The organism is Pseudomonas sp. JS425 (assembly GCF_018223845.1).
GTDB lineage: Bacteria > Pseudomonadota > Gammaproteobacteria > Pseudomonadales > Pseudomonadaceae > Aquipseudomonas > Aquipseudomonas asiatica.
Window position 1 is genome coordinate 5003875 of record NZ_CP073661.1, and the last position, 22969, is coordinate 5026843.

At 63.5% G+C, this 22969-nt stretch carries 20 protein-coding genes and 1 tRNA gene; 14 read left to right on the plus strand and 7 right to left on the minus strand.

The window, feature by feature from the left end; genetic code table 11:
• Positions 1-35 precede the first annotated feature (35 nt).
• Positions 36-842: an HDOD domain-containing protein gene (locus KDB76_RS23070; protein ID WP_013974003.1), complete on the plus strand. Its 807-nt coding sequence runs from the start codon at positions 36-38 to the stop codon at positions 840-842.
• Positions 843-959: 117 nt separating this feature from the next.
• Here KDB76_RS23070 and KDB76_RS23075 read toward each other — a convergent pair whose 3' ends face one another.
• Both KDB76_RS23075 and KDB76_RS23080 read right to left on the minus strand, forming a co-directional pair.
• A complete protein-coding gene (locus KDB76_RS23075) occupies positions 960-2339 on the minus strand; it encodes a sensor histidine kinase (protein WP_013974004.1) in 1380 nt (459 codons plus the stop codon).
• Positions 2332-3003, minus strand: coding sequence for a response regulator (locus KDB76_RS23080; RefSeq protein WP_013974005.1), 672 nt, complete (start codon positions 3001-3003; stop codon positions 2332-2334). Before KDB76_RS23080 ends, KDB76_RS23075 begins: the two co-directional genes overlap by 8 nt.
• 200 nt (positions 3004-3203) lie before the next feature.
• Between KDB76_RS23080 and KDB76_RS23085 the strand changes: the two genes are divergently transcribed.
• The 5 genes from KDB76_RS23085 (at position 3204) to KDB76_RS23105 (ending at position 8721) form a co-directional block, all read left to right on the plus strand.
• Positions 3204-4493: an OprD family porin gene (locus KDB76_RS23085; RefSeq protein WP_013974006.1), complete on the plus strand. Its 1290-nt coding sequence runs from the start codon at positions 3204-3206 to the stop codon at positions 4491-4493.
• A gap of 46 nt (positions 4494-4539) precedes the next feature.
• The gene (locus KDB76_RS23090) at positions 4540-5520 is read left to right on the plus strand and encodes a tripartite tricarboxylate transporter substrate binding protein (protein WP_013974007.1); all 981 of its coding nucleotides are present in this window, start codon (positions 4540-4542) and stop codon (positions 5518-5520) included.
• A gap of 200 nt (positions 5521-5720) precedes the next feature.
• Positions 5721-6179, plus strand: coding sequence for a tripartite tricarboxylate transporter TctB family protein (locus tag KDB76_RS23095; protein WP_013974008.1), 459 nt, complete (start codon positions 5721-5723; stop codon positions 6177-6179).
• 3 nt (positions 6180-6182) lie between these two features.
• Positions 6183-7697 carry a tripartite tricarboxylate transporter permease gene (locus KDB76_RS23100; protein ID WP_013974009.1) on the plus strand — a complete coding sequence of 505 codons (1515 nt, stop codon included), beginning with the start codon at positions 6183-6185 and terminating at the stop codon, positions 7695-7697.
• Positions 7690-8721: an AbrB family transcriptional regulator gene (locus KDB76_RS23105; RefSeq protein ID WP_013974010.1), complete on the plus strand. Its 1032-nt coding sequence runs from the start codon at positions 7690-7692 to the stop codon at positions 8719-8721. Before KDB76_RS23100 ends, KDB76_RS23105 begins: the two co-directional genes overlap by 8 nt.
• Positions 8722-8841: 120 nt before the next feature.
• Here the strand turns inward: KDB76_RS23105 and ung are convergent, their stop codons facing one another.
• Entirely contained in the window at positions 8842-9534 is a 693-nt protein-coding gene (gene ung, locus KDB76_RS23110; protein WP_024087682.1) for a uracil-DNA glycosylase, read from the minus strand.
• 126 nt (positions 9535-9660) lie between these two features.
• Between ung and KDB76_RS23115 the strand changes: the two genes are divergently transcribed.
• Positions 9661-10767, plus strand: a complete 1107-nt coding sequence (locus tag KDB76_RS23115; protein WP_013974012.1) for an enoyl-CoA hydratase/isomerase family protein — start codon at positions 9661-9663, stop codon at positions 10765-10767.
• A gap of 146 nt (positions 10768-10913) precedes the next feature.
• Here the strand turns inward: KDB76_RS23115 and KDB76_RS23120 are convergent, their stop codons facing one another.
• Positions 10914-11366 carry a hypothetical protein gene (locus KDB76_RS23120; protein ID WP_024087683.1) on the minus strand — a complete coding sequence of 151 codons (453 nt, stop codon included), beginning with the start codon at positions 11364-11366 and terminating at the stop codon, positions 10914-10916.
• Positions 11367-11509: 143 nt separating this feature from the next.
• Between KDB76_RS23120 and KDB76_RS23125 the strand changes: the two genes are divergently transcribed.
• The 5 genes from KDB76_RS23125 to KDB76_RS23145 all read left to right on the plus strand — a co-directional run bounded on the left by KDB76_RS23125 (position 11510) and on the right by KDB76_RS23145 (position 15818).
• Positions 11510-11722: a cysteine-rich CWC family protein gene (locus KDB76_RS23125; RefSeq protein WP_015271611.1), complete on the plus strand. Its 213-nt coding sequence runs from the start codon at positions 11510-11512 to the stop codon at positions 11720-11722.
• A gap of 9 nt (positions 11723-11731) precedes the next feature.
• Positions 11732-12424, plus strand: coding sequence for a pseudouridine synthase (locus KDB76_RS23130; protein WP_013974015.1), 693 nt, complete (start codon positions 11732-11734; stop codon positions 12422-12424).
• A 449-nt stretch (positions 12425-12873) separates the two neighbouring features.
• Entirely contained in the window at positions 12874-13761 is an 888-nt protein-coding gene (locus tag KDB76_RS23135) for an alpha/beta hydrolase (RefSeq protein WP_038410114.1), read from the plus strand.
• 111 nt (positions 13762-13872) lie between these two features.
• Positions 13873-13946 (plus strand) — tRNA-Gly (locus tag KDB76_RS23140).
• Positions 13947-14111: 165 nt separating this feature from the next.
• Complete coding sequence (locus tag KDB76_RS23145) at positions 14112-15818, plus strand: SulP family inorganic anion transporter (protein WP_013974017.1); 1707 nt, start codon at positions 14112-14114, stop codon at positions 15816-15818.
• Positions 15819-15934: 116 nt separating this feature from the next.
• Here the strand turns inward: KDB76_RS23145 and KDB76_RS23150 are convergent, their stop codons facing one another.
• The gene (locus KDB76_RS23150) at positions 15935-16882 is read right to left on the minus strand and encodes an IS110 family transposase (RefSeq protein ID WP_038408539.1); all 948 of its coding nucleotides are present in this window, start codon (positions 16880-16882) and stop codon (positions 15935-15937) included.
• Positions 16883-17213: 331 nt separating this feature from the next.
• On the opposite strand from KDB76_RS23150, the gene KDB76_RS23155 reads away from it, so the two are divergent.
• Positions 17214-18221, plus strand: coding sequence for a DUF4917 family protein (locus KDB76_RS23155; protein ID WP_013974018.1), 1008 nt, complete (start codon positions 17214-17216; stop codon positions 18219-18221).
• A 44-nt stretch (positions 18222-18265) separates the two neighbouring features.
• Here KDB76_RS23155 and KDB76_RS23160 read toward each other — a convergent pair whose 3' ends face one another.
• Positions 18266-19480: an SAM-dependent methyltransferase gene (locus KDB76_RS23160; RefSeq protein ID WP_013974019.1), complete on the minus strand. Its 1215-nt coding sequence runs from the start codon at positions 19478-19480 to the stop codon at positions 18266-18268.
• A gap of 259 nt (positions 19481-19739) precedes the next feature.
• Positions 19740-20357 (minus strand): TPM domain-containing protein, encoded by a 618-nt coding sequence (locus KDB76_RS23165; RefSeq protein WP_013974020.1) that lies wholly within the window; start codon positions 20355-20357, stop codon positions 19740-19742.
• 186 nt (positions 20358-20543) lie between these two features.
• On the opposite strand from KDB76_RS23165, the gene bglX reads away from it, so the two are divergent.
• On the plus strand, positions 20544-22835 hold the full coding sequence (bglX, locus tag KDB76_RS23170; protein ID WP_024087685.1) for a beta-glucosidase BglX: 2292 nt from the start codon (positions 20544-20546) through the stop codon (positions 22833-22835).
• The last annotated feature ends 134 nt before the right edge of the window (positions 22836-22969 follow it).

Sequence of the window (22969 nt, forward strand, 5' to 3'; positions counted from 1 at the left end):
GGCGGGGCCGCACCACCACTGCGGTAGACACGCCCATGAACAAGCTGGCCGAGATGGTTCAAGCACAGTTGCTCGATGCCATCGAAAAGGATGACCTGGTCCTGCCGACCCTGCCCGAGGTTGCCTTGAGCATCCGCGAGGCGGCGGAAGACAGCGAGATCAGCGTAGCGGCCCTGAGCAAGGTGATCGGTCGCGATGCGGCCCTTTCAGCGCGCCTGATCAAAGTCGTCAACAGCCCACTGCTGCGCGCGGCGGTCGAGGTCACCGACCTGCACACCGCCATCACGCGGCTGGGCATCAACTACAGCTGCAACCTGGCCATTGGCCTGGTGATCGAGCAGATTTTCCACGCACGGGCGCCGGCTGTGGAGCAGAAGTTACGCGATATCTGGGCCAACAGCCTGGATGTGGCGGGCATCAGCTACGAAATCTGCCGGCGCTTTACACAACTCAAACCCGACCAGGCCACCCTCGGCGGGCTGGTCAACCAGATTGGCGCGCTGCCGGTACTGATCTACGCCGAAGAGCACAACGAACTGCTGTCGGACCCAGTGTGCCTGCATTATGTGATCGAGCAGATCCAGCCAGTGCTGGGCGACAAGATCCTCAAGGCCTGGGAGTTTCCGGAGCAACTGGTCAACCTGCCGAGCCAGGTGCAGGACCTGGACCGGCAGACCGACAACATCGACTACATCGACATCGTGCAGATCGCCCGCTGCATCAGCCAGCGAGGCCGCCACCGACCGCTGGCGGCACTGCCGGCATACCGCCATCTGGGCCTGCCGTACGGCACCGAGCTTGAAGTGGGTGAACTGATCGAGGCGCGGAGCATGTTGCGCTGACCGACAGCGCCCTCTTCGCGGGTAAACCCGCTCCTACAGGGACCGCGCCGCTGCTGAAGGCTGCGCTGTACCTGTAGGAGCGGGTTCACCCGCGAAAGGGCCGGTACAGGCAACACATCAATCCGCGATAAAACTCACCCGCACCCGCAACCCGCCCTTCGCACCGTCATGCAGGCTCACCTGTGCCAGGTGCGCCCGGCAGATCTCGCCGACAATCGCCAATCCAAGCCCACTGCCCTGCGCACTGCGCCGGTAGAAGCGCTCGAATACCCGCTCACGCTCGGCCTCGGGAATCCCCGGTCCGTCATCCTCCACCTCCAGTACCGCCGGCGCCAGCACTCGCAAGATCACGTTGCCGCCAGCCGGCGTATGCGCCAAGGCATTGTCCACCAGGTTGCTCAACAGCTCGTTGAGCAGCGTCGGCTCCCCCTTCAGCCACACCGGCGCCTCGGCCTCCAGGGCCAGCGCCACCCCGCGTTTGTGCGCCAGCGGTGCCATGGCCATGCCCAGCTCACGAGCCAACTGACTCAGGTCCAGGCGCTGCGCGCCGCCTTCTGCAATCGCCCGCGCACCGTTCTCGACCCGCGCCAGCGACAGCAGCTGGTTGGCCAGATGGGTCAGCCGGTCGGTGCCCTGGGCCGCGGACTCCAGTGTCTGCCGCCACTCCTGCGGCTCGGTCGAACGCAGGCCCAGCTCGACCCGCGCCTTCAGCGCGGCCAGCGGCGTGCGCAACTCGTGGGCAGCGTCCGCGATGAACTGCGCCTGGCGCTCGAACTGGCCGCGCAAACGCTCAGTGAAATGGTTCAAAGCCCGCACCAGCGGGCCCAGCTCCCGCTGCACCTGCACCACCGGCAAGGCCCGCAGGTCGTCCGGCTGGCGCTCTTCCACCGCCGTGCGCAGGCGCTCCAGCGGCCGCAACGCGGCACTCACGGCAAACCACACCATCACCAGCGCGCCCAGCGCCAGCATCCCCAGGCGCAGCAGGGTATCGGCCATCAGGCCACGGGCCATGCGCACCCGCGCTTCCTCGGTCTCGGCCACACGGATTTCCGCCATGCCGTTCATGTTCGGCTCGCTCACCGGCTTCAGCAGGCTGACCACGCGCACGTCCTGGCCCAGGTAGGTGGCATTGTAGAACCGCGCCAGCGCCGGATAGTCGTCGGTACGCGGCGTGCCCGGCGGCGGCGCTGGCAGGTTCTCGTAGCCGGAAATCAGCCGCTGCTGGATGTCCAGCACCTGGTAGTAGATGCGCCCGGCACTGTCGTAGGCGAAGGTGTCCAGGGCCACGTAGGGCACATCCGCGCTCAGCGAACCGTCACGCTGGGACAGGCCTGCGGCAATCGTCCTTGCCGAGGCCAGCAGGGTCCGGTCGTAGGCAGTATCGGCGGCCTCGCGGCCGTTCCAGTAGGCGCTCAGGCCGCTGGCCAGCATCAGCACCACCAGCAGTAAGGCCAGGTTGCCGAGCAAGCGCCCACGCAGGCTGCCGTTGTCACGCATCGCGGTGCTCGAGCAGGTAGCCCAGGCCACGGAAGGTGACAATCGCCACCGGGTGGCCGTCGAGCTTCTTGCGCAGGCGGTGGATGTAGATTTCGATGGCATCGGGGCTGGCTTCTTCGTCCAGGCCGAACACCTGGGCGGCCAGTTGCTCCTTGCTCATCACCCGGCCCGGGCGGGCGATCAGCGCTTCCAGTACGCTTTGTTCGCGAGAAGTCAGTGTCAGGTTGTCGCCACCCAAGGTGAAGCGCCGGGTATCCAGGTCGTATACCAACGGCCCGCAGCGTTGCTGGCGCTCGCCACCGAGCACGCTGCGCCGTAACAGGGCCTTGACCCGTGCTTCCAGCTCGGTCAGCTCGAACGGCTTGGCCAGGTAGTCGTCAGCGCCCAGGTTCAGCCCATGAACCCGGTCCTTGACGTCGCTGCGCGCGGTCAGCATCAGCACCGGCAGGGTCTTGCCACGGCCGCGCAGGCGCGCCAGCACCTCGAAGCCATCCATGCGCGGCAAGCCGACATCCAGCACGGCCACGGCGTACTCCTCGCTGGCCAGGGCCAGGTCGGCGGCCACGCCGTCATGCAACACATCCACGGTCAGGCCATGGCTTTTCAAGGCCTGGGCCACGCTTTCAGCCAGTTGCAGGTGGTCTTCGACCAGCAGCACACGCATCGGATTCTCCCTGCTCGGGTGGGACGGTGGCGCGGAGTGTACCGCTGTCGGCAGGCCTGTGAAGCCCTGTCGACAAACCTTTCACGCTGAAAGGTTAGCGAAAGGTTGGTTACCTAGCATCGCACCACGGTCGCCCTACGCGCCGAAAAAAAGCACCAGCAAGGTGCAACGAATAAGAACAATAAACGGAGCCATCAGTGATGCTGTCATCGCAGCCGCAGGCGTTCGCGCCTACCCGTTCCTTTGCCGCACGCCCCTCCGCCATCGTCAGCGCCCTTGCGCTTGCCGGTGTCGCGCCGATGAGTCAGGCCGCCTTCTTCGAAGACAGCACGGCCACCTTCGAAACCCGCAACATGTACTTCAACCGCGATTTCCGCGACGGCACCAGTGCGCAGCAATCCAAGCGCGACGAGTGGGCCCAGGGCTTCATGCTCAACTTCGAGTCTGGCTACACCGATGGCACCGTGGGTTTCGGCCTGGATGCGCTGGGCATGCTCGGCATCAAGCTCGACTCCAGCCCCGACCGCACCGACACCGGCCTGCTGCCGACGCACGATGACGGCAAGGCCGCCGACGAGTACTCCAAACTCGGCCTGACCGGCAAGGTGAAGGTGTCGCAGACCGAACTGAAGATCGGCACTCTGATCCCCGAACTGCCGACCCTGCAGCCCAACGATGGGCGCATCCTGCCGCAAACCTTCGAAGGCGGCCTGCTGACTTCGAAGGAGGTCAAGGGCCTGACCTTCACCGGAGGCCGACTGGACAAGGCCAAGGACCGCAACGACACCAACTGGGAAGACCTGGCCCTGAACAACAAGAACGGCCGCTTCGGTGGCTCGTTCAACGCCGACAACCTGGACCTGGCCGGCCTCGACTACCAGTTCACCGATCGCATCACCGGCAGCTACCACTTTGCCCAGCTCGACGATATCTACCGCCAGCACTTCATCGGCATGGTCGCCACCCAGCCATGGGGCCCCGGCACCTTGGGCGCCGACCTGCGCCTGGCTGTGAGTGACGACGCCGGCGCCGCCAAGGCCGGCAACATCGACAACACCACCGTCAATGGCATGCTCAGCTACGCCCTGGGCGGGCACAAGGTCAGCGCCGCCTGGCAGCAATTGTCAGGCGACAGCGCCTTCCCGTACGTCGATGGTGCCGACCCGTACCTGGTCAACTTCGTCCAGATCAACGACTTCGCAGGCGCCGACGAGCGCTCCTGGCAGGCACGCTACGACTACAACTTCGCCGCGCTCGGCGTGCCCGGCCTGACCTTCATGACCCGCTACATCAGCGGCGACAACGTCAGCCGCGCCGCCGGTGGCGAGGGCAAGGAGTGGGAACGCGATACCGAAATGAAGTACGTGGTACAAAGCGGCCCGTTGAAGAACGTCGCCGTGCGCCTGCGCAACGCCACCTTCCGCTCCAACTTCGCCCGCGACGCGGACGAGGTGCGGCTGCTGGTGAGCTACAGCGTGGCGCTGTGGTAACCCCATAGCGATAACTTGATAACAACAACGCTCACGGAGAAAGACGATGACCTACTCACTGCGCCGCCTCGTCCTCGCTACCGGCTGCCTGCTGTTGGCCGGCAACGCCCTCGCTGCCGAACCGAAACGCCCCGAATGCATTGCCCCCGCCTCGCCCGGCGGCGGCTTCGACCTGACCTGCAAACTGGTGCAGAGCGCCCTGGTGCAGGAAAAAATCCTCACCAAGCCGATGCGCGTCACCTACATGCCCGGCGGTGTTGGTGCGGTGGCCTACAACGCCGTGGTCGCCCAGCGCCCGGCCGATGCCGGCACCCTGGTGGCCTGGTCCAGCGGTTCGCTGCTGAACCTGGCCCAGGGCAAGTTCGGCCGCTTCGACGAGAACGCGGTGAAATGGCTGGCCGCCGTCGGCACCAGCTACGGCGCCATCGCAGTGAAAAGCGACTCGCCCTACAAAACCCTCGACGACTTGGTCGCGGCGTTGAAGAAAGACCCGAGCAAGGTGGTGATCGGCTCCGGCGGTACCGTCGGCAGCCAGGACTGGATGCAGACCGCCCTGATTGCCAAGGCCGCCGGCATCAACCCGCGTGACCTGCGCTACGTCGCCCTGGAAGGTGGCGGCGAGATCGCCACGGCGTTGCTGGGCGGGCATATCCAGGTAGGCTCGACCGACATCTCCGACTCCATGCCGCACATTCAGAGCGGCAACATGCGCATCCTCGCGGTGTTCTCGGAAAAGCGCCTGGACGAGCCCGAGATGAAAGACATCCCCACCGCCAAGGAACAGGGTTACGACATCGTCTGGCCAGTGGTACGCGGCTTCTACCTGGGGCCAAAGGTGAGCGACGAGGAATACGCCTGGTGGAAGCAGTCATTCGACAAGATGCTGGCTTCGGAAGACTTCGCCAAGTTGCGTGACCAGCGCGAACTGTTCCCGTTCGCCATGACCGGTGCAGAGCTGGACGGCTATGTGAAGAAGCAAGTGGCTGATTACAAGACACTGGCCAGGGAGTTTGGCCTGATCCAGTAACACTGGCCGGAGTTACCACAATCCCTGCGGGAGCGGCCTTGTGTCGCGATAGGCCGCACAGCGGCCCCTGTCTCAGCCGATGCGATGCTTCAGACAGATCGCAGTGGCAGGTTTTGCGGCCGCTTCGCGCCCGATCGCGACGCAAGGCCGCTCCCACAGGATTTGCATCTCGCTTGCGTGATCCCAACGAGGATTCCTTCATGATCCTGCAACGCATCTTCGCCCTGGCCCTGCTGGCGGTGTGCTCCGCCCTGGCCGTGATGGCCTGGCCTTACCAGGCGGCGTTTTCCTATGAACCGGTGGGCCCGCGCGCCTACCCGCTGTTGACGCTCGGCCTGCTCGGCCTGGGCCTGCTGTACCTGGTGTTCCGCCCCACCCCCATCGTGCGCAAGGACGATGAACCGGAACTGGACCGCGAGACCCTGATCAAGATCGCCGCCTGCGTCGGCCTGCTGATCGTGTTCGCCAGCACCTTCGAAGCCCTGGGCTTCATCCTCAGCGCCATCCTGGTCGGCGTGCCCATGGCCCGCCTGTACGGCGGCCGCTGGCTGCACAGCGCCATCGTGGTGGCGGGCATGAGCCTGTTTCTCTACTGGCTGTTCGACCGCGTGATGGACGTGCCCCTGCCCCTTGGCCTGCTGAGCGTACTGGAGAACTGACACATGGATACCTTGAGCTACCTGGGCCAGGGCTTCGGCGTCGCCCTGTCCCCCTACAACCTGGTCACCGCCCTCACCGGCACGCTGATCGGTACCGTGGTCGGCCTGCTGCCGGGCCTGGGCCCGATCAACGGCGTGGCCTTGCTGATCCCCATCGCCTTCGCCCTCGGCCTGCCGCCGGAATCGGCGCTGATCCTGCTGGCAGCGGTGTACCTGGGCTGCGAGTACGGCGGACGTATCAGTTCGATCCTGCTGAACATCCCCGGCGAAGCCTCGACCGTGATGACCACTCTCGATGGCTACCCGATGGCCCGCAATGGTCTGGCTGGCGTAGCGCTGTCGCTGTCGGCCTGGAGTTCGTTCATCGGTGCGCTGATCGCCACCTGCGGCATGGTGCTGTTCGCACCGCTGCTGGCGAAATGGGCAATCGCCTTCGGCCCGGCGGAGTACTTCGTGCTGATGGTGTTCGCCATCGTCGCCCTCGGCGGCATGGCCGGCGACAAGCCGCTGAAAACCTTCATTGCCGCTTTGATCGGCCTGTTCCTGTCGGCAGTCGGCATCGATGCCAACAGTGGCGTGTACCGCTTCACCGGCGACAGCGTGCACCTGGCCGACGGCATCCAGTTCGTGGTACTGGTGCTGGGCCTGTTCTCCATCAGCGAAATCCTCCTGCTGCTGGAAAAGACCCACCATGGCCACCAGGCAGTCAAAGCCACCGGCCGCATGCTGTTCAACTTCAAGGAAGCGGCCTCGGTGTTCGTGGTCAACATCCGCTGCGGCCTGCTTGGCTTCATCATGGGTGTGCTGCCTGGTGCCGGTGCAACACTGGCGAGCGCCGTGGCCTACATGACCGAAAAACGCCTGGCGGGCGACAAGGGCAAGTTCGGCAAGGGCGACGCCCGCGGCCTGGCCGCACCGGAAACCGCCATCGGCGCCTCCTGCTGTGGCGCCCTGGTACCGATGCTGACCCTGGGCGTACCTGGCTCGGGCACCACCGCGGTGATGATCGGCGCGCTGACCTTGTACAACATCACCCCAGGCCCGCTGTTGTTCGAACAGCAGCCAGACATCGTCTGGGGCCTGATCGCCTCGCTGTTCGTCGCCAACATCATGCTGGTGATCCTCAACATCCCGATGATCCGCATCTTCACCCGCATCCTCGCCGTGCCAAACTGGGCGCTGGTACCGGTGATCGCCATCATCACCGCGATCGGCGTTTACGCCGTGCATGCCACTACCTTCGACCTGTTCCTGATGGTCGGTATCGGCATCATGGGCTATATCCTGCGCAAGCTGGACTTCCCGCTGTCGCCGATCCTGCTCGGTTTCATCCTCGGTGGGTTGATGGAGCAGAACCTGCGCCGGGCGCTGTCGATCTCCAACGGCGAACTGGGCATCCTCTGGTCGAGCCCGATCAGCATGTCGGTATGGGTACTGACCATTTGCATGCTGACCCTGCCGCTTCTGCGCATCTGGCGCAAACGCAGCCTGCAGCGCCGGGCGATGGCCGATGCCTGATCGCTCGTTGCCGTTGTTTGTCGCGACCGGGCTGGTCGGCCTTGCTGGCGGTTTTGCCGCCAGCAAGGTCGGCTGGCCTTTGCCGTGGATGGTCGGCTCGTTGCTGGCGATCATCCTGGTGCGCTGCCTGACACCCTGGCAGCTGCCGGAAATCCCCAATGGCCGCAAATGCGGGCAATGCATCATCGGTGTCGGCATTGGCCTGCACTTCACCCCGGCGGTGATCGAGCAGGTGGCCAGCCATTTCGCACTGATCTTCTTCGGCGCGCTGTTCACCACCTTGTCCAGCGTGATCAGCGTATGGCTGCTGCGGCGCACCGGTGAAGACCGTGCCACGGCGTTCTTCGCCAGCATGCCGGGCGGTTCGGGGGAGATGGTCAACCTTGGCGCCCGCAATGGCGCAGTGCTCAGCCAGGTGGCGGCGGCGCAAAGCCTGCGCGTACTGGCGGTGGTACTGTGCGTGCCGGCGCTGTTCAAGTTCCTGCTGGGCGACGGGGTACCGCTGAATCACACCGGCAGTGTGAGCTGGGGCTGGCTGGCGCTGATTGCACCGCTGGGCGTTGCCGTCGCCCTGCTGTGGCAGCGCTTGCGCCAGCCCAACCCGTGGTTGTTCGGGCCATTGTTGGTCGCAGCCACCGTGAGCCTGGCCGGCGACCTGCAGATAACCCTGCCCAATGGCGCCAGCCAGATCGGCCAGTGGTTGATCGGCAGCGGCCTGGCCTGCCACTTCAACCGCGCGTTCTTCCGCCGCGCACCGTCGTTCCTGGGCCGCACCCTGGTGGCCACGGCGTTGTGCATGGCGATTGCCGGCAGTGCCGCATGGGTGCTGAGCATGATGACCGCGCTGGATCTGCGTTCGCTGACATTGGGGATGATGCCGGGCGGAATTGCCGAGATGAGCCTGACGGCGGAGACCCTGCAGCTGTCGGTGCCGCTGGTGACGGCGCTGCAGGTGATGCGCTTGTTGTTTGTGCTGTTTCTGGCAGAGCCGTTGTTCCGGGTGTGGAACGCAACCCCGGAATGACTGTGACGGCCTCTTCGCGGGTAAACCCGCTCCCACAGGGACCACACAAGCCCTGAGGGGAGTGCAGTACCTGTGGGAGCGGGTTCACCCGCGAAGAAGGCAACGCGACATTTCAGGCCTTTACAAGGGTGGCAATGCCCAGTTGATCGGCGCCAGCCCGCGCTGCTCGAGGAAACTGTTGGCCCGGCTGAAATGCCCGCACCCCAGGAACCCACGGTAAGCCGACAATGGTGATGGATGCACCGATTTCAGCACCAGGTGCTTGGTCCCGTCTATCAGCTTCTGCTTGCTTTGCGCATGCGAGCCCCACAGCAGGAACACCACGTTCGGGCACTGCTCGCTAACCACCTGGATGACCCGGTCGGTAAAGAACTCCCAGCCCTTCTTGGCATGCGACGCGGCATTGGCGCGCTCCACGGTCATGGTCGTGTTGAGCAACAGCACGCCCTGCTCGGCCCAGCTCTGCAGGTAGCCATGACTGGCAATCGGGATGTTCAGGTCGCGCTGCAGCTCCTTGTAGATGTTGACCAGCGACGGTGGCGTGGCCACGCCCGGCTGCACCGAGAAGCACAGACCATGCGCCTGGCCCGGCCCGTGGTAAGGGTCCTGGCCAAGGATGACCACCTTCACCTGGTCCAGCGGCGTCGAGTTGAGTGCGTTGAAGATCAACGGCCCTGGCGGGTAGATCTCTTTGCCGGCGGCGTACTCGCTGCGCAGGAACTCGCGCAACTGATGCATGTAGGGCTGGTCGAATTCCGCGCGCAAGGCGGCCTTCCAGCTGGGTTCGAGTTTGATGCGATCGTCGTCAGTCATGGGGCCTTCCATAAACAATGGCGCGACACTAGGTAAGCCCTTCCCGCTTGTCAAACGATCCGACCGACGACCGGCATGTTCGGCCAGGCAAGCCATACTTGGGCGATGACTTGCGCGAGGTAGTCCATGGCCATTCATTGCGAGGTACTCACCGGCGCCGATGGCGCCCGCATCGGCATCGCCACCCTGGATGCGCCCAAGGCGCTCAATGCGCTGAGCCTGCCGATGATCGAAGTATTGGGCGAACAGTTGCACGCCTGGGCCCGCGACCCGGGAATCGTCTGCGTGCTGCTGCGCGGCAACGGTGCCAAGGCCTTCTGTGCCGGCGGTGATGTGCGTGCGCTGGTACAAGCCTGCCGCGACCACCCTGGTAGCGTGCCCCCGCTGGCCGCCACCTTCTTCGCCGCCGAATATCGTCTGGACTTTGCCCTGCACACCTATCCCAAGCCGCTGCTGTGCTGGGGGCACGGGCATGTGCTGGGCGGCGGCATGGGCCTGCTGCAGGGCGCCAATGTGCGTATTGTCACCCCCAGCAGTCGGCTGGCCATGCCGGAAATCAGCATCGGCCTGTATCCGGATGTGGGCGCCAGCTGGTTCCTTGCCCGCCTGCCGGGCAAGCTGGGATTGTTCCTCGGCCTGACGGGTGCGCCGATCAATGCCCACGACGCCCTGGACCTGGGCCTGGCCGACCGATTTCTGGGCGAGTACCAGCAAGAGGCGCTGATCGAGGAACTGCTGCAACTGAACTGGCAGGAACAGACCGCCCTGCAACTGAACAGCCTGCTCAAGGCCGAACAGCACCGCGTCTGCGCCGAGTTGCCCGAGGCCCAGTGGCTACCAAGGCGACAGGTGATCGATCAGTTGCTCGACGTGGCCGACGCAGCTGCCGCCTGGCGTGCGCTGGAGGGGCTCAAGCATCACGGCGACCCGCTGCTGGCAGATGCCGGCCAACGGTTGCATGAAGGTTGCCCGCTGACCGCACACCTGGTGTGGGAACAGATCCGTCGGGCACGGCACCTGTCGTTGGCGCAGGTGTTCCAGATGGAATACAACATGAGCCTGAACTGCTGCCGCCACCCGGAATTCAGCGAAGGCGTGCGTGCGCGCCTGCTGGACAAGGACAACCAGCCGCACTGGCACTGGCCCGATGTGGCGCAAGTGCCGGCGGCGGTGGTGGAGGCGCATTTTGCCAAGGTGTGGGAGGGGCGGCATCCGCTGGCGGATCTCGGGTAGCTTCGAGAAGTTGGGGCTGCATTGCAGCCCATCGCGACACAAGGCCGCGCCACAGGTACAGCGATGGTTTCCAATGCTGCGCCGTACCTGTGGGAGCGGCCTTGCGTCGCGAAAGGGGCGCAACGCGCCCCCGGTTTTCAATTCACCTACCGCTGCCAGTTCCCCCCTTGCCCGTGCCCACGCCGCCCATCCCCGCGTCGGTCACCATCCCCCCGCCCGCTGGAGTGCCAACGGTCATTCTGCTGATAGCGCTGGCTGCCATCGCGATAATCATGACGATCCCGGTCGCGCCCATAGTCATACCGCTGGCGGTTGCCATAGTCGTTGCGTGGGTTGCCATACCATTGCTTCATCCCCGGCTGTGGATGAGACCGGTAGTGAGGCGCGGGCGCCGAGCGGTAGTAGTAGCGTGGCGCAGGCTGATAATAATAACGGGGCTGCGGCGCTACGTAATAGCGGTCATAACGGTAATAATCCGGTGACACATAACGGTCGGAGTAGTAGTGGTCCGATCGGTAATAGCCCCCGCTCTCGTAGTACGGAACGCAGGCGGAAGTCATCAGCCCCAGCAGGGCGATCAACAGGATTCGATAGGACATGGCGGCCTCCTGGACCGCTGGAGTGCCCGAACAGCGGCGCTGGCGAGCGTCGATGCGAAATGCGATCATCGACACTGAATAAGACAGTGCCGCCAAGGTGCAGTGCCATTTCTGCAACAATTTGATACAGGTGAATGGCAGCCATGCCCGACAACCAGCACTGCCCCGCTTGTGGCGCCCTCAACCAGTGCAGCTTGGCAGATCCGCGCCGAGCCACCCAGGCCTGCTGGTGTTACAGCGTGACCATCGACCCTGCCGTGCTCGAAGCCCTGCCCGCCGAGCTGCGCGACAAAGCCTGCCTGTGCCCGCGCTGCGCCGCCGTCGAAGAACAACTTCGCTCCCCCGCTTCCGACTGACCGTTTGCCATGCGCCTCGACCGTTTCCTCGCCAACCTGCCCAGCCACAACCGCCAGCAAGTCCGTCTGATGCTGGCGCAACGCCGTGTGCGGGTGGATGGCCAAGTGGTCAGCGACCCACTGGCCGAAGTGCGCGAATTCAGCCGCGTGGAGCTGGACGACCAGCTGCTGCAGGCTGGCCGCCCGGCACGCTACCTGATGTTGCACAAGCCGGCAGGCTGCGTCAGCGCCACCCAGGACCCGCAACACCGCACCGTGCTCGACCTGCTGCCAGCCGGTTTGCGTGAGGACCTGCACATTGCCGGGCGGCTGGACTTCAACACTACGGGCTTGATGATCCTGACCAACGATGGCCAATGGTCACGCCGGCTTACCCAGCCCGCGACCAAGCTGCCCAAGCACTACCTGGTGCAAACCGAGGACGAGATTGGCGAGCACTATGTGGCCAAGTTCCTCGAGGGCTTCTACTTCGCTTTCGAAGACCTCACCACCCTGCCCGCCCAGCTGAACATCCTCGGGCCGCGCCAGGCACGGCTGTCGATCATCGAAGGGCGCTATCACCAGGTGAAGCGCATGTTCGGCCATTTCGACAACAAGGTGGTGGGGTTGCATCGGGAGAGCATGGGGGCGATCCGGCTTGACCCGGGGTTAGCGCCTGGGGCGTTTCGTGAGCTGACGGCGGATGAAATAGCGACGGTCTAATCAGCCTGTACCGGCCTCTTCGCGGGCACGCCCGCTCCCACAGGTACACCACAGGCCTCCGGGCTGGTGTGATCCCTGTGGGAGCGGGCGAGCCCGCGAAGAGGCCGGACCAGACAGATCAGGGGTCGTCATACGACCGCTCAGCGACAAAAGTCACATTTTCCCCCGAACGGCACTTGCGGGATTCCCGACCCACTGCTTGAATCCAAATCGTCAGTCTGCATGTGACTACCAAGTCACGACCGCAGTCGAAGACACTTTTTGCCGGCCACCCAGGGCCTCGATGCCTTGGGGCACGGCGAATTGCCCGCCAAAAACAATACCGTCGACGCACGTGCCAAGGATCGACACAGGGCCCCCCGGTTTCTCTTCAGGCAAATGCCTACCTGTCATAAAGAACGTGCACCCTAGGTGACGCGAATACCCTTTTTGCGCCAGGAGTCGATGACATGAGGCCAGAAATCGCTGTACTTGATATCCAAGGTCAGTATCGGGTTTACACGGAGTTCTATCGCGCGGATGCGGCCGAGAATACGATCATCCTGATCAATGGCTCGCTTGCCACCACGGCCTCGTTCGCCCAGACGGTACGTAACCTGCACCCGCAGTTCAACGTTGTACTGTTCGACCAGCCATACGCTGGCAAATCCAAGCCGCACAATCGCCAGGAACGCTTTATCAGCAAGGAGACCGAAGCGCATATTCTCCTCGAGCTGATCGAGCACTTCCAGGCAGACCACGTGATGTCGTTCTCGTGGGGTGGCGCAAGTACGCTGCTGGCGCTGGCGCACCAGCCGCGGGGCGTGAAGAAGGCAGTGGTGAGTTCGTTCTCACCGGTGATCAACGAACCGATGCGCGACTACCTGGACCGTGGTTGCCAGTACCTGGCCGCCTGCGACCGTTATCAGGTCGGCAATTTGATCAACGACACCATCGGCAAACACCTGCCGTCACTGTTCAAGCGCTTCAACTACCGCCATGTCAGCAGCCTGGACAGCCACGAGTATGCGCAGATGCACTTCCACATCAACGAGGTGCTGCAACATGACCTGGGGCGGGCGCTGGATGGTGCACGCAATATCGACATCCCGGTACTTTTCATCAATGGTGACCGCGACGAGTACACCACGGTCGAAGATGCGCGGCAGTTCAGCAAGCACGTGGGCCGAAGCCACTTCAGCGTGATCCGCGATGCAGGCCACTTCCTGGATATGGAACACAAGGCCGCTTGCGAGGACACTCGCAGTGTCATGCTGGGGTTCCTGAAGCCAACCGTGCGTGAACCTCGTCAACGTTACCAGCCTATAAAACAGGGGCAGCATGCATTGGCCATCTGAGCAACTCGGCGTCCTGTGGCTCAAACCCGCAAACCATGGGGCGCCGACAAGCTTTTTAATAACTTGGGCTTCTAATTCGTTGAGGGTTCTGGTAAAAAGTGCTGCGCAAACGCGGGTATAGTTTAGTGGTAAAACGAAAGCTTCCCAAGCTTTAGTTGAGGGTTCGATTCCCTCTACCCGCTCCACATCGCATTCCCGCATGGCGTTCCAGCAACGTCATCGCTGTCAAAAGGAGCCCAGGCTCCTTTTTTCGTTTCTCCCCCCTCCCTTTGACCTGCCCCATGGCCATTTGCCTGCCGATCCGCTTCAATGCGTGGATGGATTCGTGAAGCATTTCGAAAGGACGACGCATGTTTCTCTCCCGCTGGCTACCGGGCCTTGCCAACCTGCTGCACTACCGCCGCGAGTGGTTCCACGCCGACCTGCAGGCCGGCCTCTCGGTGGCGGCGATCCAGATTCCCATTGCCATCGCCTACGCGCAGATCGTCGGCCTGCCGCCGCAGTACGGCCTGTATGCCTGTGTGCTGCCGATGATGGTCTATGCCCTGATCGGAAGCTCGCGCCAGCTGATGGTCGGCCCAGACGCCGCTACCTGCGCGATGATCGCCGGCGCCGTGGCGCCGTTGGCCATGGGCGAGCCGCACCGGATTGCTGAGCTGTCGGTGATCGTCACCTTGCTGGTCGGGGTAATGCTGATCGCGGCTGGGGTAGCCCGGGCCGGGTTCATCGCCAGCTTCTTCTCGCGGCCGATCCTGATCGGTTATCTCAACGGTATCGGCCTGAGCCTGATCGCCGGGCAGTTGTCCAAGGTGGTGGGGTTCAAGATCGAGGGCGACGGTTTCATCCTCAGCCTGATCAACTTCTTCCAGCGCCTGGGCGAAATCCACTGGGTGACGCTGCTCATCGGCATCGCCGCACTGGGCCTGCTGATCTGGCTGCCACGACGCTACCCCAAGCTGCCTGCGGCGCTAACTGTAGTGGCGCTGTTCATGCTGCTGGTCGGCCTGCTCGGCCTTGACCGCTTTGGCGTCGCCATTCTCGGCCCGGTACCTGCCGGCATCCCGCAGCTGGCCTGGCCACACAGTAACCTGGCAGAAATGAAAAGCCTGCTGCGCGACGCCCTGGGTATCGCCACCGTCAGCTTCTGCAGCGCCATGCTCACCGCACGCAGCTTTGCCGCCCGGCACGGCTACGCGATCAACGCCAACCACGAATTCGTCGCCCTGGGCGTAAGCAACCTGGCTGCCGGGGTTTCCCAGGGCTTTGCCATCAGCGGCGCAGACTCGCGCACTGCGGTCAACGACATGGTCGGTGGCAAGAGCCAACTGGTGGGCATCATCGCAGCACTGGTCATCGCCCTGATCCTGTTGTTCTTCACCGCGCCGATGGCGTGGATCCCGCAGGCCGCGCTGGGTGCCGTGCTGCTGATGGCAGGCTGGGGGCTGATCGACATCAAGTCGCTGAAGCATATCCGCCGCCTGAGCCGCTTCGAGTTCTGGCTTTGCCTGCTGACCACGGTCGGTGTGCTGAGCCTGGGCGTGCTGCCCGGCATCGTGTTTGCCGTGACCCTGGCGATCCTGCGCCTGCTGTACAGCATCTATCAGCCCACCGACGCAGTGCTGGGCTGGCTGCCGGGCACCGAAGGCCAGGTGGACATCCGCAAACACAAGGATGCCCGCACCGTGCCAGGCCTGGTGGTGTACCGCTTCGACGACGCGATCCTGTTCTTCAACGCCGACTACTTCAAGATGCGCCTGCTCGAAGCGGTGCAGAGCCAGGAACGGCCCAGGGCCGTGCTGTTCGATGCCGAGGCGGTGACCAGCATCGACGTCAGCGGCATCGCCGCCCTGCGCGAAGTGCGCGACACCCTGGCCGCCCAGGGCATCTTCTTCGCCATCGCCCGTGCCCGCGGCACCTTCCTGCGCATGCTGGTGCGCTCGGGGATGGCCCGGGAGATGGAAGACAAACTGCTGTTCGGCTCGGTGCGGGCGGGCATTCGCGCCTATCGGGTTTGGCGTAACAGGAGTCGCGTTGGGCAACAGGCTGAACAAGGTTGAAGCGTTGCGTCGCTGCTACTGGCCATATCGCAGGCAAGCGGGCTCCCATAGGTACTGCACTGCTCTCAATGCCTGTGACGAACATGTGGGAGATTCTATGGTTTTAGGGAAGTTTTTTAAGCGGCTTTTGACCGATACTCATCTCCGCTTTTCAGTAGGGCAAATACTACTCGCGCCAATTTGCGTGCGAGCATGACAAGCGATGCTGTCGTGCTAAAACCACGTGCCAGGCGCTCTTCGTAGTACGATTTCCATACTGCCGTGCGGCATGCCGACATGGCTGCGTTGTGAAGGAGGCGTCGAGCTTCGGGGTCTCCTCGCTTCGTGAGCTTGGATTGCCCTTTTTTCTGCCCCGACTGCGCAATCCTCAGATCCATACCCAAAAAGGCGATAAACGCATCACCCCCGCTGAAGTTGCCACGCTGAAACGTCGCAGTCAGGCGTGCAGCCGTTAGAAAACCAATCCCCTCGACCTTCATGCAGCGCTTTACCTGAGGCATCAGTCCGGCCTTTTCCAGCAGACCCTTGATCATCTTCTCCACCAGCAGCTCAAGCCGCTGCATCGCACGCAGATGTGTCTTGAAGGCGGCTCTAAGTAGCGGTTCATTAGCCCATCCCTGAGACAGGCTGGTTCGTGCCTGGACCAGTCCCGCACGTCGCCGAAACAGGCTCAGAAGTTGTCGATAGATAGCCGGTGGCGGCGCCCAAGGCGTAAGGTCCTGTCCTTCGTTCTTCAGATAGCGGGCCAACAGCTGGGCATCAATTGCATCTGTCTTAGCGCGTACGTTGACGCCTTTGCGGTAATGGCTCAGGGCGTAACCATCTACCACGTAGATCGTATGCCCAAACTCAAAGGCCAGATCCGTAAACAGAACGTGATAGATGTTGGTCGCCTCGATGGCCACGGACATCGCACCCGAGAGGCCTTTGAGCCATTTCTTAATAGCTGCTTTGGTATTGGGGATTGCTATGAGCTCTGCTGATTCATCGTCCCAGATGACCAGTTCCGCTTTGGCCACATCCACGCCAATCAGCCGCTTTGAATCAGCAACCACCATTGCCATGAGCAACTCTCCTCGATAGTGTTGAAGCACTTGAAGGGTCACCCAGAGGCGCTGGCTTGTGTCTTTCGTCGGTCTGAGCCCGGAAGCATTCTTTATCGGCGCTTGGGTGAAAAGGGAGGAGGGGCGAGATCTCCCACGGTCTGTACTGCGCTAACAGTCAGAAGCTGGCTTTGTCCCTCCTCCTCCCTTCAAGTCTAACCATACAAGCTGGCTTGCCGGCGATAGGGCCAGTGCAGCCTGCACAAAGCAGTTGTCTGGACACCAACCCTCGCACGCCTTGCATGACATGCTAAAGTCGCCCCCGTTCCCGCTCCACCCAACGGACCCCAGCATGCCCGCACTAGACGCCACTCTCACCCCCTGGCCGGAACTCGCCGCCCGCCACCCTTGCGACGCCCTGCTGCTGGGCAACGGCGCCAGCCGCGTGCTGTGGAAGCCGTTCGGCTACTTCTCGCTGTTCGAGGAAGCGCAACGTGCCGGGCGCAAGAAAGGCCTGGCCGTCAGCGACCAGGCACTGTTCAAGTCACTGGGTACGGAACTGTTCGAGCCGGTGCTCAGCGCCCTCAACACCACCGTGCGCACCAACGCCGCGCTGGCCATCAACTCCACCGCGCCGCTGAACCGCTACTACTCGATCAAGGAAGCGCTGATCCACGCCGTACGCACGGTGCACCTGCCGTGGCCACTCATGCCGGCCACGACCCTGGCAACCCTCAACCAGGCCCTGCGCGGCTACCGCAGCGTCTACACCAGCAACTACGACCTGCTGCTACCGTGGGCCGTGCAACACGCCCCGCAGGGTTTCGCCGAACTGTTCGACGAGCAAGGCTTCTTCGACGTGCGCCGCACCAACGGCGAAGGCACGCGGGTGCTGCACCTGCATGGCGGCCTGCACCTGCTCAAGCTGCCCGACGGTACCACCCGCCAACGCAGTGCCGACAGCGCCGAACTGCTTGATGGTTTTGCCGTGAACATCCCGGGCGAAGTGCCGCTGTTCGTCAACGAAGACCGCAGCGACGAGAAGCTGCGCGCCATCCGCAACTCTGACTACCTGGGCTGGTGCCTGGGGCAACTGGCGCGGGAAAGCCAGGGGCTATGCCTGTTCGGGCTGCACCTGGACAGCAGTGACCAGCATCTGCTCGAAGCCATCCGACAGGCCCGACCGACGCATCTGTCGATTGCCATAAGGCCGTTGAGCGAGGCATCGGTGATCAACCAGAAGCAGCATTTTGTCGACAGGTTCGGGGATATGCCGGGGACAATGCTGCACTTCTTTGATGCCAGTACGCATCCGTTGGGACAGGCAGAACTGGCTATCGAGGCGCCAGCTCGCACCTGATCGCTCAACGCAGTCAGTTGCAGGAGCTGCCTGGCGTCGTAACGTCAGAGCAACCCATCCGCACGCAACAACGTCTCCAGGCAATGCTCCTGCACCCCGTAAAAGGCCTTGAGCTGCCCGATCTTCTCCAGCAACGCGCCGTTGTCCCCTGCCTGGCGCCGCTTCACCGCAAGAATCATCTTGTTCTTGTTGGTGTGCTCCAGCGAGATGAACTCGAACACCTTGGTCTCGTACCCGCAGGCTTCGAGGTACAGCGCGCGCAGGCTGTCGGTCAGCATTTCGGCCTGCTGGCCCATGTGCAGGCCGTACTGCAGCATCGGTTGCAACAACCCCGGGCTGTGCAGTTGCGGGCGGATCTGCTTGTGGCAACACGGCGAGCACATGATGATCGCGGCGTTGCAGCGAATGCCGGTGTGGATGGCGTAGTCGGTGGCGATGTCGCAGGCATGCAGGGCAATCATCACTTCGATGGCCTCGGGCACCACGCTACGCACGTCACCACACTGGAACTCCAGGCCCGGGTGCTCCAGGCGCAAGGCGGCGGCGTTGCACAGGTCGACCATGTCCTGGCGCAGCTCGACGCCGGTTACCTGCGCTTCGCGGCCCAGGCTATTGCGCAGGTAGTCGTGCATGGCAAAGGTCAGGTAGCCCTTGCCTGAGCCGAAGTCGGCCACCCGTAGCGCCTGCTCCGCCGGCACCGGTGCACTGGCCAGGGCGTGGTCGAAGACTTCGATGAACTTGTTGATCTGCTTCCACTTGCGCGACATCGACGGTATCAGCGCGCCTTGTGCGTCAGTAACCCCGAGGTCACGCAGGAACGGCCGTGAAAGCTCCAGATAGCGCTTCTTCTCGCGGTCATGGCCGCTGCTGCTGGCAGCTTCGCGTGGCGCCTGTGCGCCGTGGCGCTGGAGCATGGGCTTGCCCTTCTTGCTGAAGGTCAACTGCACTTCACCGTCGGCATCGAACAGGTGCGCGTTGCGGAAGCTGTCCGGTAGCAGCTCGGCGACCAGCGCCTGGGCCTGCTCCAGCGCCAGATTGCGGGTGATGTCACGGGTCTGGTGGCGATAGACCAGCGACAGGCACGGCTGGCCCTTGACCTGCAGCGGCTTAGCAATGATCCGTTGCAAGGTCTGGTCGGCACCGACATGGCGCGCCAATACCAGTTTGACCAGGGTATTGCCATGCAGGGCGGCGTTCAGCAGGTCGAGAAACTGGGTGCGCGCATCCGGCGCGGATGGGGCAGAAGAACTGGCGGACATGGAAAAACGGTGCCTCGGGTAGCGGGGAGCGCATGGCGCAATGCACGCATTCTACAGGGTGGCTAACTTCCTGTGGGAGATCGCCCAGTCCTTTGGGCTGCGCTGTCGCGTAGGGAACCGAATTCGCAAGCGGTACGCGTACCCTGTGGGAGCGGCTTTAGCCGCGAAGAATCCAACGCGGTGCATGGCCCCGGCTGCGCCGGTGTTCGCGGCTAAAGCCGCTCCTACAGGGGGGCGCGTCAAGCCATCGGGGTTCGGCTCAATCGAGAATCACCAACCGGTTGGGCAACTCGTTACGTGCATGGGTAGGCGGCACATGTTCGCTGAGCAGTTCGCCGCATGCCTCGATGCACTCGACAAACCCCTGCAAGGTGCGGCCCTGGCGTACCTGTTCGGCAAGGCGGGCGACGATGGCCGCGCGGGCGGTGGCATCGAGATGGCGCTCAATACCGCGGTCGACCAGGATCTCCACATGCCGCTCTGCCTCGCTGACGAAGATCAGTACGCCCGTGGCACCAGCAGTGCGCTGCAGGTTCTGTTCGCGAAACTGCTGGCGGGCCAGGCGCGAAGCACGCCAGCGGCGCAGGGCCCGGGGGATCAGCCAGCCGGCCAGGCGCGGGCTGCGCAGCAGCAGGCACAAGCCTACGAACAGCAGCACATTGGCCACCAGCAAGCCACGCACTCCGGGCCAACCCAGCAGCCAGTGCAACAGGGCCGGCACGGCCAGCGCCAGCACGGCGGCCCAGAACAACGGCCAGTAGGCATAATCGTCGGCCCGGCGGGCCAGCACCGTCACCAGTTCGGCATCGGTGCGCCGTTCGGCACGGGCAATGGCTTCGGCGATCTGGCGCTGATGGTATTCGTCGAGGGGGGTCATGCCGTCGGTCTCTTGAGCGTTCTTATAGTTGTTGTCCCGGCATTCGGGGCTTCGTCCGCAGGCGACATATTCAGGCATAATCCGCCGCTGGAAGAAATGCCTGCGAATCGTACAACAATAGCCGCCTGAAAACTTCGGCCGCGCGCGTATCACCGTGGATACGGCACAGGCCTCACAACGGAATTGATGATGAAACTGTCTTTGCTGGGCCTGGCCATGGGCCTTGCCAGTCAGGCGGCACTCGCCGCCCCCTCCGCCCCGCCCCTGCAGGACAAGCAGGCGTTCATCGACCATCTGATCAGCCAGATGACCGAAGCCGAGAAGATCGGCCAACTGCGCCTGATCAGTATCGGGCCGGAAATGCCCAAGGATAAGATCCGCGAGGAAATTGCCGCCGGGCGCATCGGCGGTACCTTCAACTCACGCACGGCCCCCGAGAACCGCCCCATGCAGGACGCGGCGATGCGTAGCCGGCTGAAGATTCCGATGTTCTTCGCCTACGACACCGTCCACGGCGAACGCACCATTTTCCCGATCGGCCTGGGCATGGCCGCGACCTGGGACATGGACGCCGTCGCCAAGGTCGGCCGCACCGCCGCCATCGAAGCCGCGGCCGACGCCCTGGACATGACCTTCGCACCGATGGTCGACATCGCCCGCGACCCGCGCTGGGGCCGCACCAGTGAGGGCTTCGGCGAAGACACCTACCTGACCTCTAAGATCGGCCAGGTGATGGTCCGCTCGTTCCAGGGCAGCAGCCCGGCCAACCCCGACAGCATCATGGCCATCGTCAAGCACTTCGCCCTGTATGGCGCGGTGGAAGGCGGGCGCGACTACAACACGGTCGATATGAGCCTGCCGAAAATGTACAACGACTACCTGCCACCCTACCGCGCCGCGCTCGACGCTGGTGCCGGCGGGGTGATGGTGGCGCTGAACTCGATCAACGGCGTGCCGGCCACCTCCAATACCTGGCTGATGAACGACCTGCTACGCAAGGAGTGGAGCTTCAAGGGCGTGACCATCAGCGACCACGGTGCCATCCAGGAACTGATCCGCCATGGCGTCGCCCGCGACGGGCGCGAAGCCGCCAAACTGGCGATCAAGGCCGGCATCGACATGAGCATGAACGACACCCTGTACGGCGAAGAGCTGCCAGGCCTGCTGAAGTCTGGCGAAGTGACCCAGGCCGAACTGGACCAGGCAGTGCGCGAAGTGCTGGGTGCCAAGTACGACATGGGCCTGTTCAAGGACCCGTACGTGCGCATCGGCAAGGCCGAAACCGACCTGAAGGACTACTACGGCAACGACCGCCTACACCGCGATGCCGCGCGTGACGTGGCGCGCCGCAGCCTGGTACTGCTGGAAAACCACAACCAGACCCTGCCGCTGAAAAAGGCCGGCACCATCGCCCTGGTCGGCCCGCTGGCCGATGCGCCGATCGACATGATGGGCAGCTGGGCTGCCGACGGCAAACCGGTGCACTCGGTGACCGTGCGCGAAGGCCTGCGCCGCGCCGTGGAGGGCAAGGCCAAGCTGGTCTACGCCAAAGGCTCCAATGTCACCGGCGACAAGGCGATGTTCGATTACCTGAACTTCCTCAACTTCGATGCTCCGGAAATCGTCGACGACCCGCGCCCGCCCGCGGTGCTGATCGACGAGGCGGTGAAGGCGGCGAAGCAGTCCGATGTGGTGGTGGCAGTGGTCGGCGAATCCCGCGGCATGTCCCACGAGTCGTCGAGCCGTACCACCCTGGAAATCCCGGCCAGCCAGCGGGAGCTGATCAAGGCCCTGAAGGCCACCGGCAAGCCGCTGGTGCTGGTGCTGATGAACGGCCGCCCACTGTCGATTGCCTGGGAACGCGAGCAGGCCGACGCCATTCTGGAAACCTGGTTCGCCGGTACCGAAGGCGGCAACGCGATTGCCGACGTACTGTTCGGCGATTACAACCCGTCCGGCAAGCTGGCCATCACCTTCCCGCGTTCGGTCGGGCAAATCCCGATGTACTACAACCACACCCGTATTGGCCGGCCGTTCACACCGGGCAAGCCGGGCAACTACACCTCGCAGTACTTCGAGGAGCCGAATGGCCCGCTGTACCCGTTCGGCTATGGCCTGAGCTACAGCAGCTTCGAGCTGTCGGGGCTGAAGCTGTCGAACAAGGACCTCAAGCGTGGCGACACGCTGGAAGCCAAGGTGACGGTGAAGAACACCGGCAAGGTGGCAGGCGAGACCGTGGTGCAGTTGTACCTGCAGGATGTATCGGCATCGATGAGCCGCCCGGTGAAGGAACTGAAGAACTTCCAGAAGCTGATGCTCAAGCCTGGCGAGTCGCGCACGTTGAGCTTCCGCATCAGCGAAGAAGACCTGAAGTTCTACAATGGCCAACTGCAGCGGGTTGCCGAGCCAGGGGAATTCAATGTCCAGGTCGGGCTGGATTCCCAGGCGGTGCAGCAACAGAGCTTTGAACTGCTGTAACTGACAGGTTATGCCTGTACCGGCCCATTCGCGGGCTTGCCCGCTCCCACAGGTACTCCGCAAGCAGATGGCCTGCGCGATACCTGTGGGAGCGGGCAAGCCCGCGAAGAGGCCGGCCCTGATCTCCCATTCAA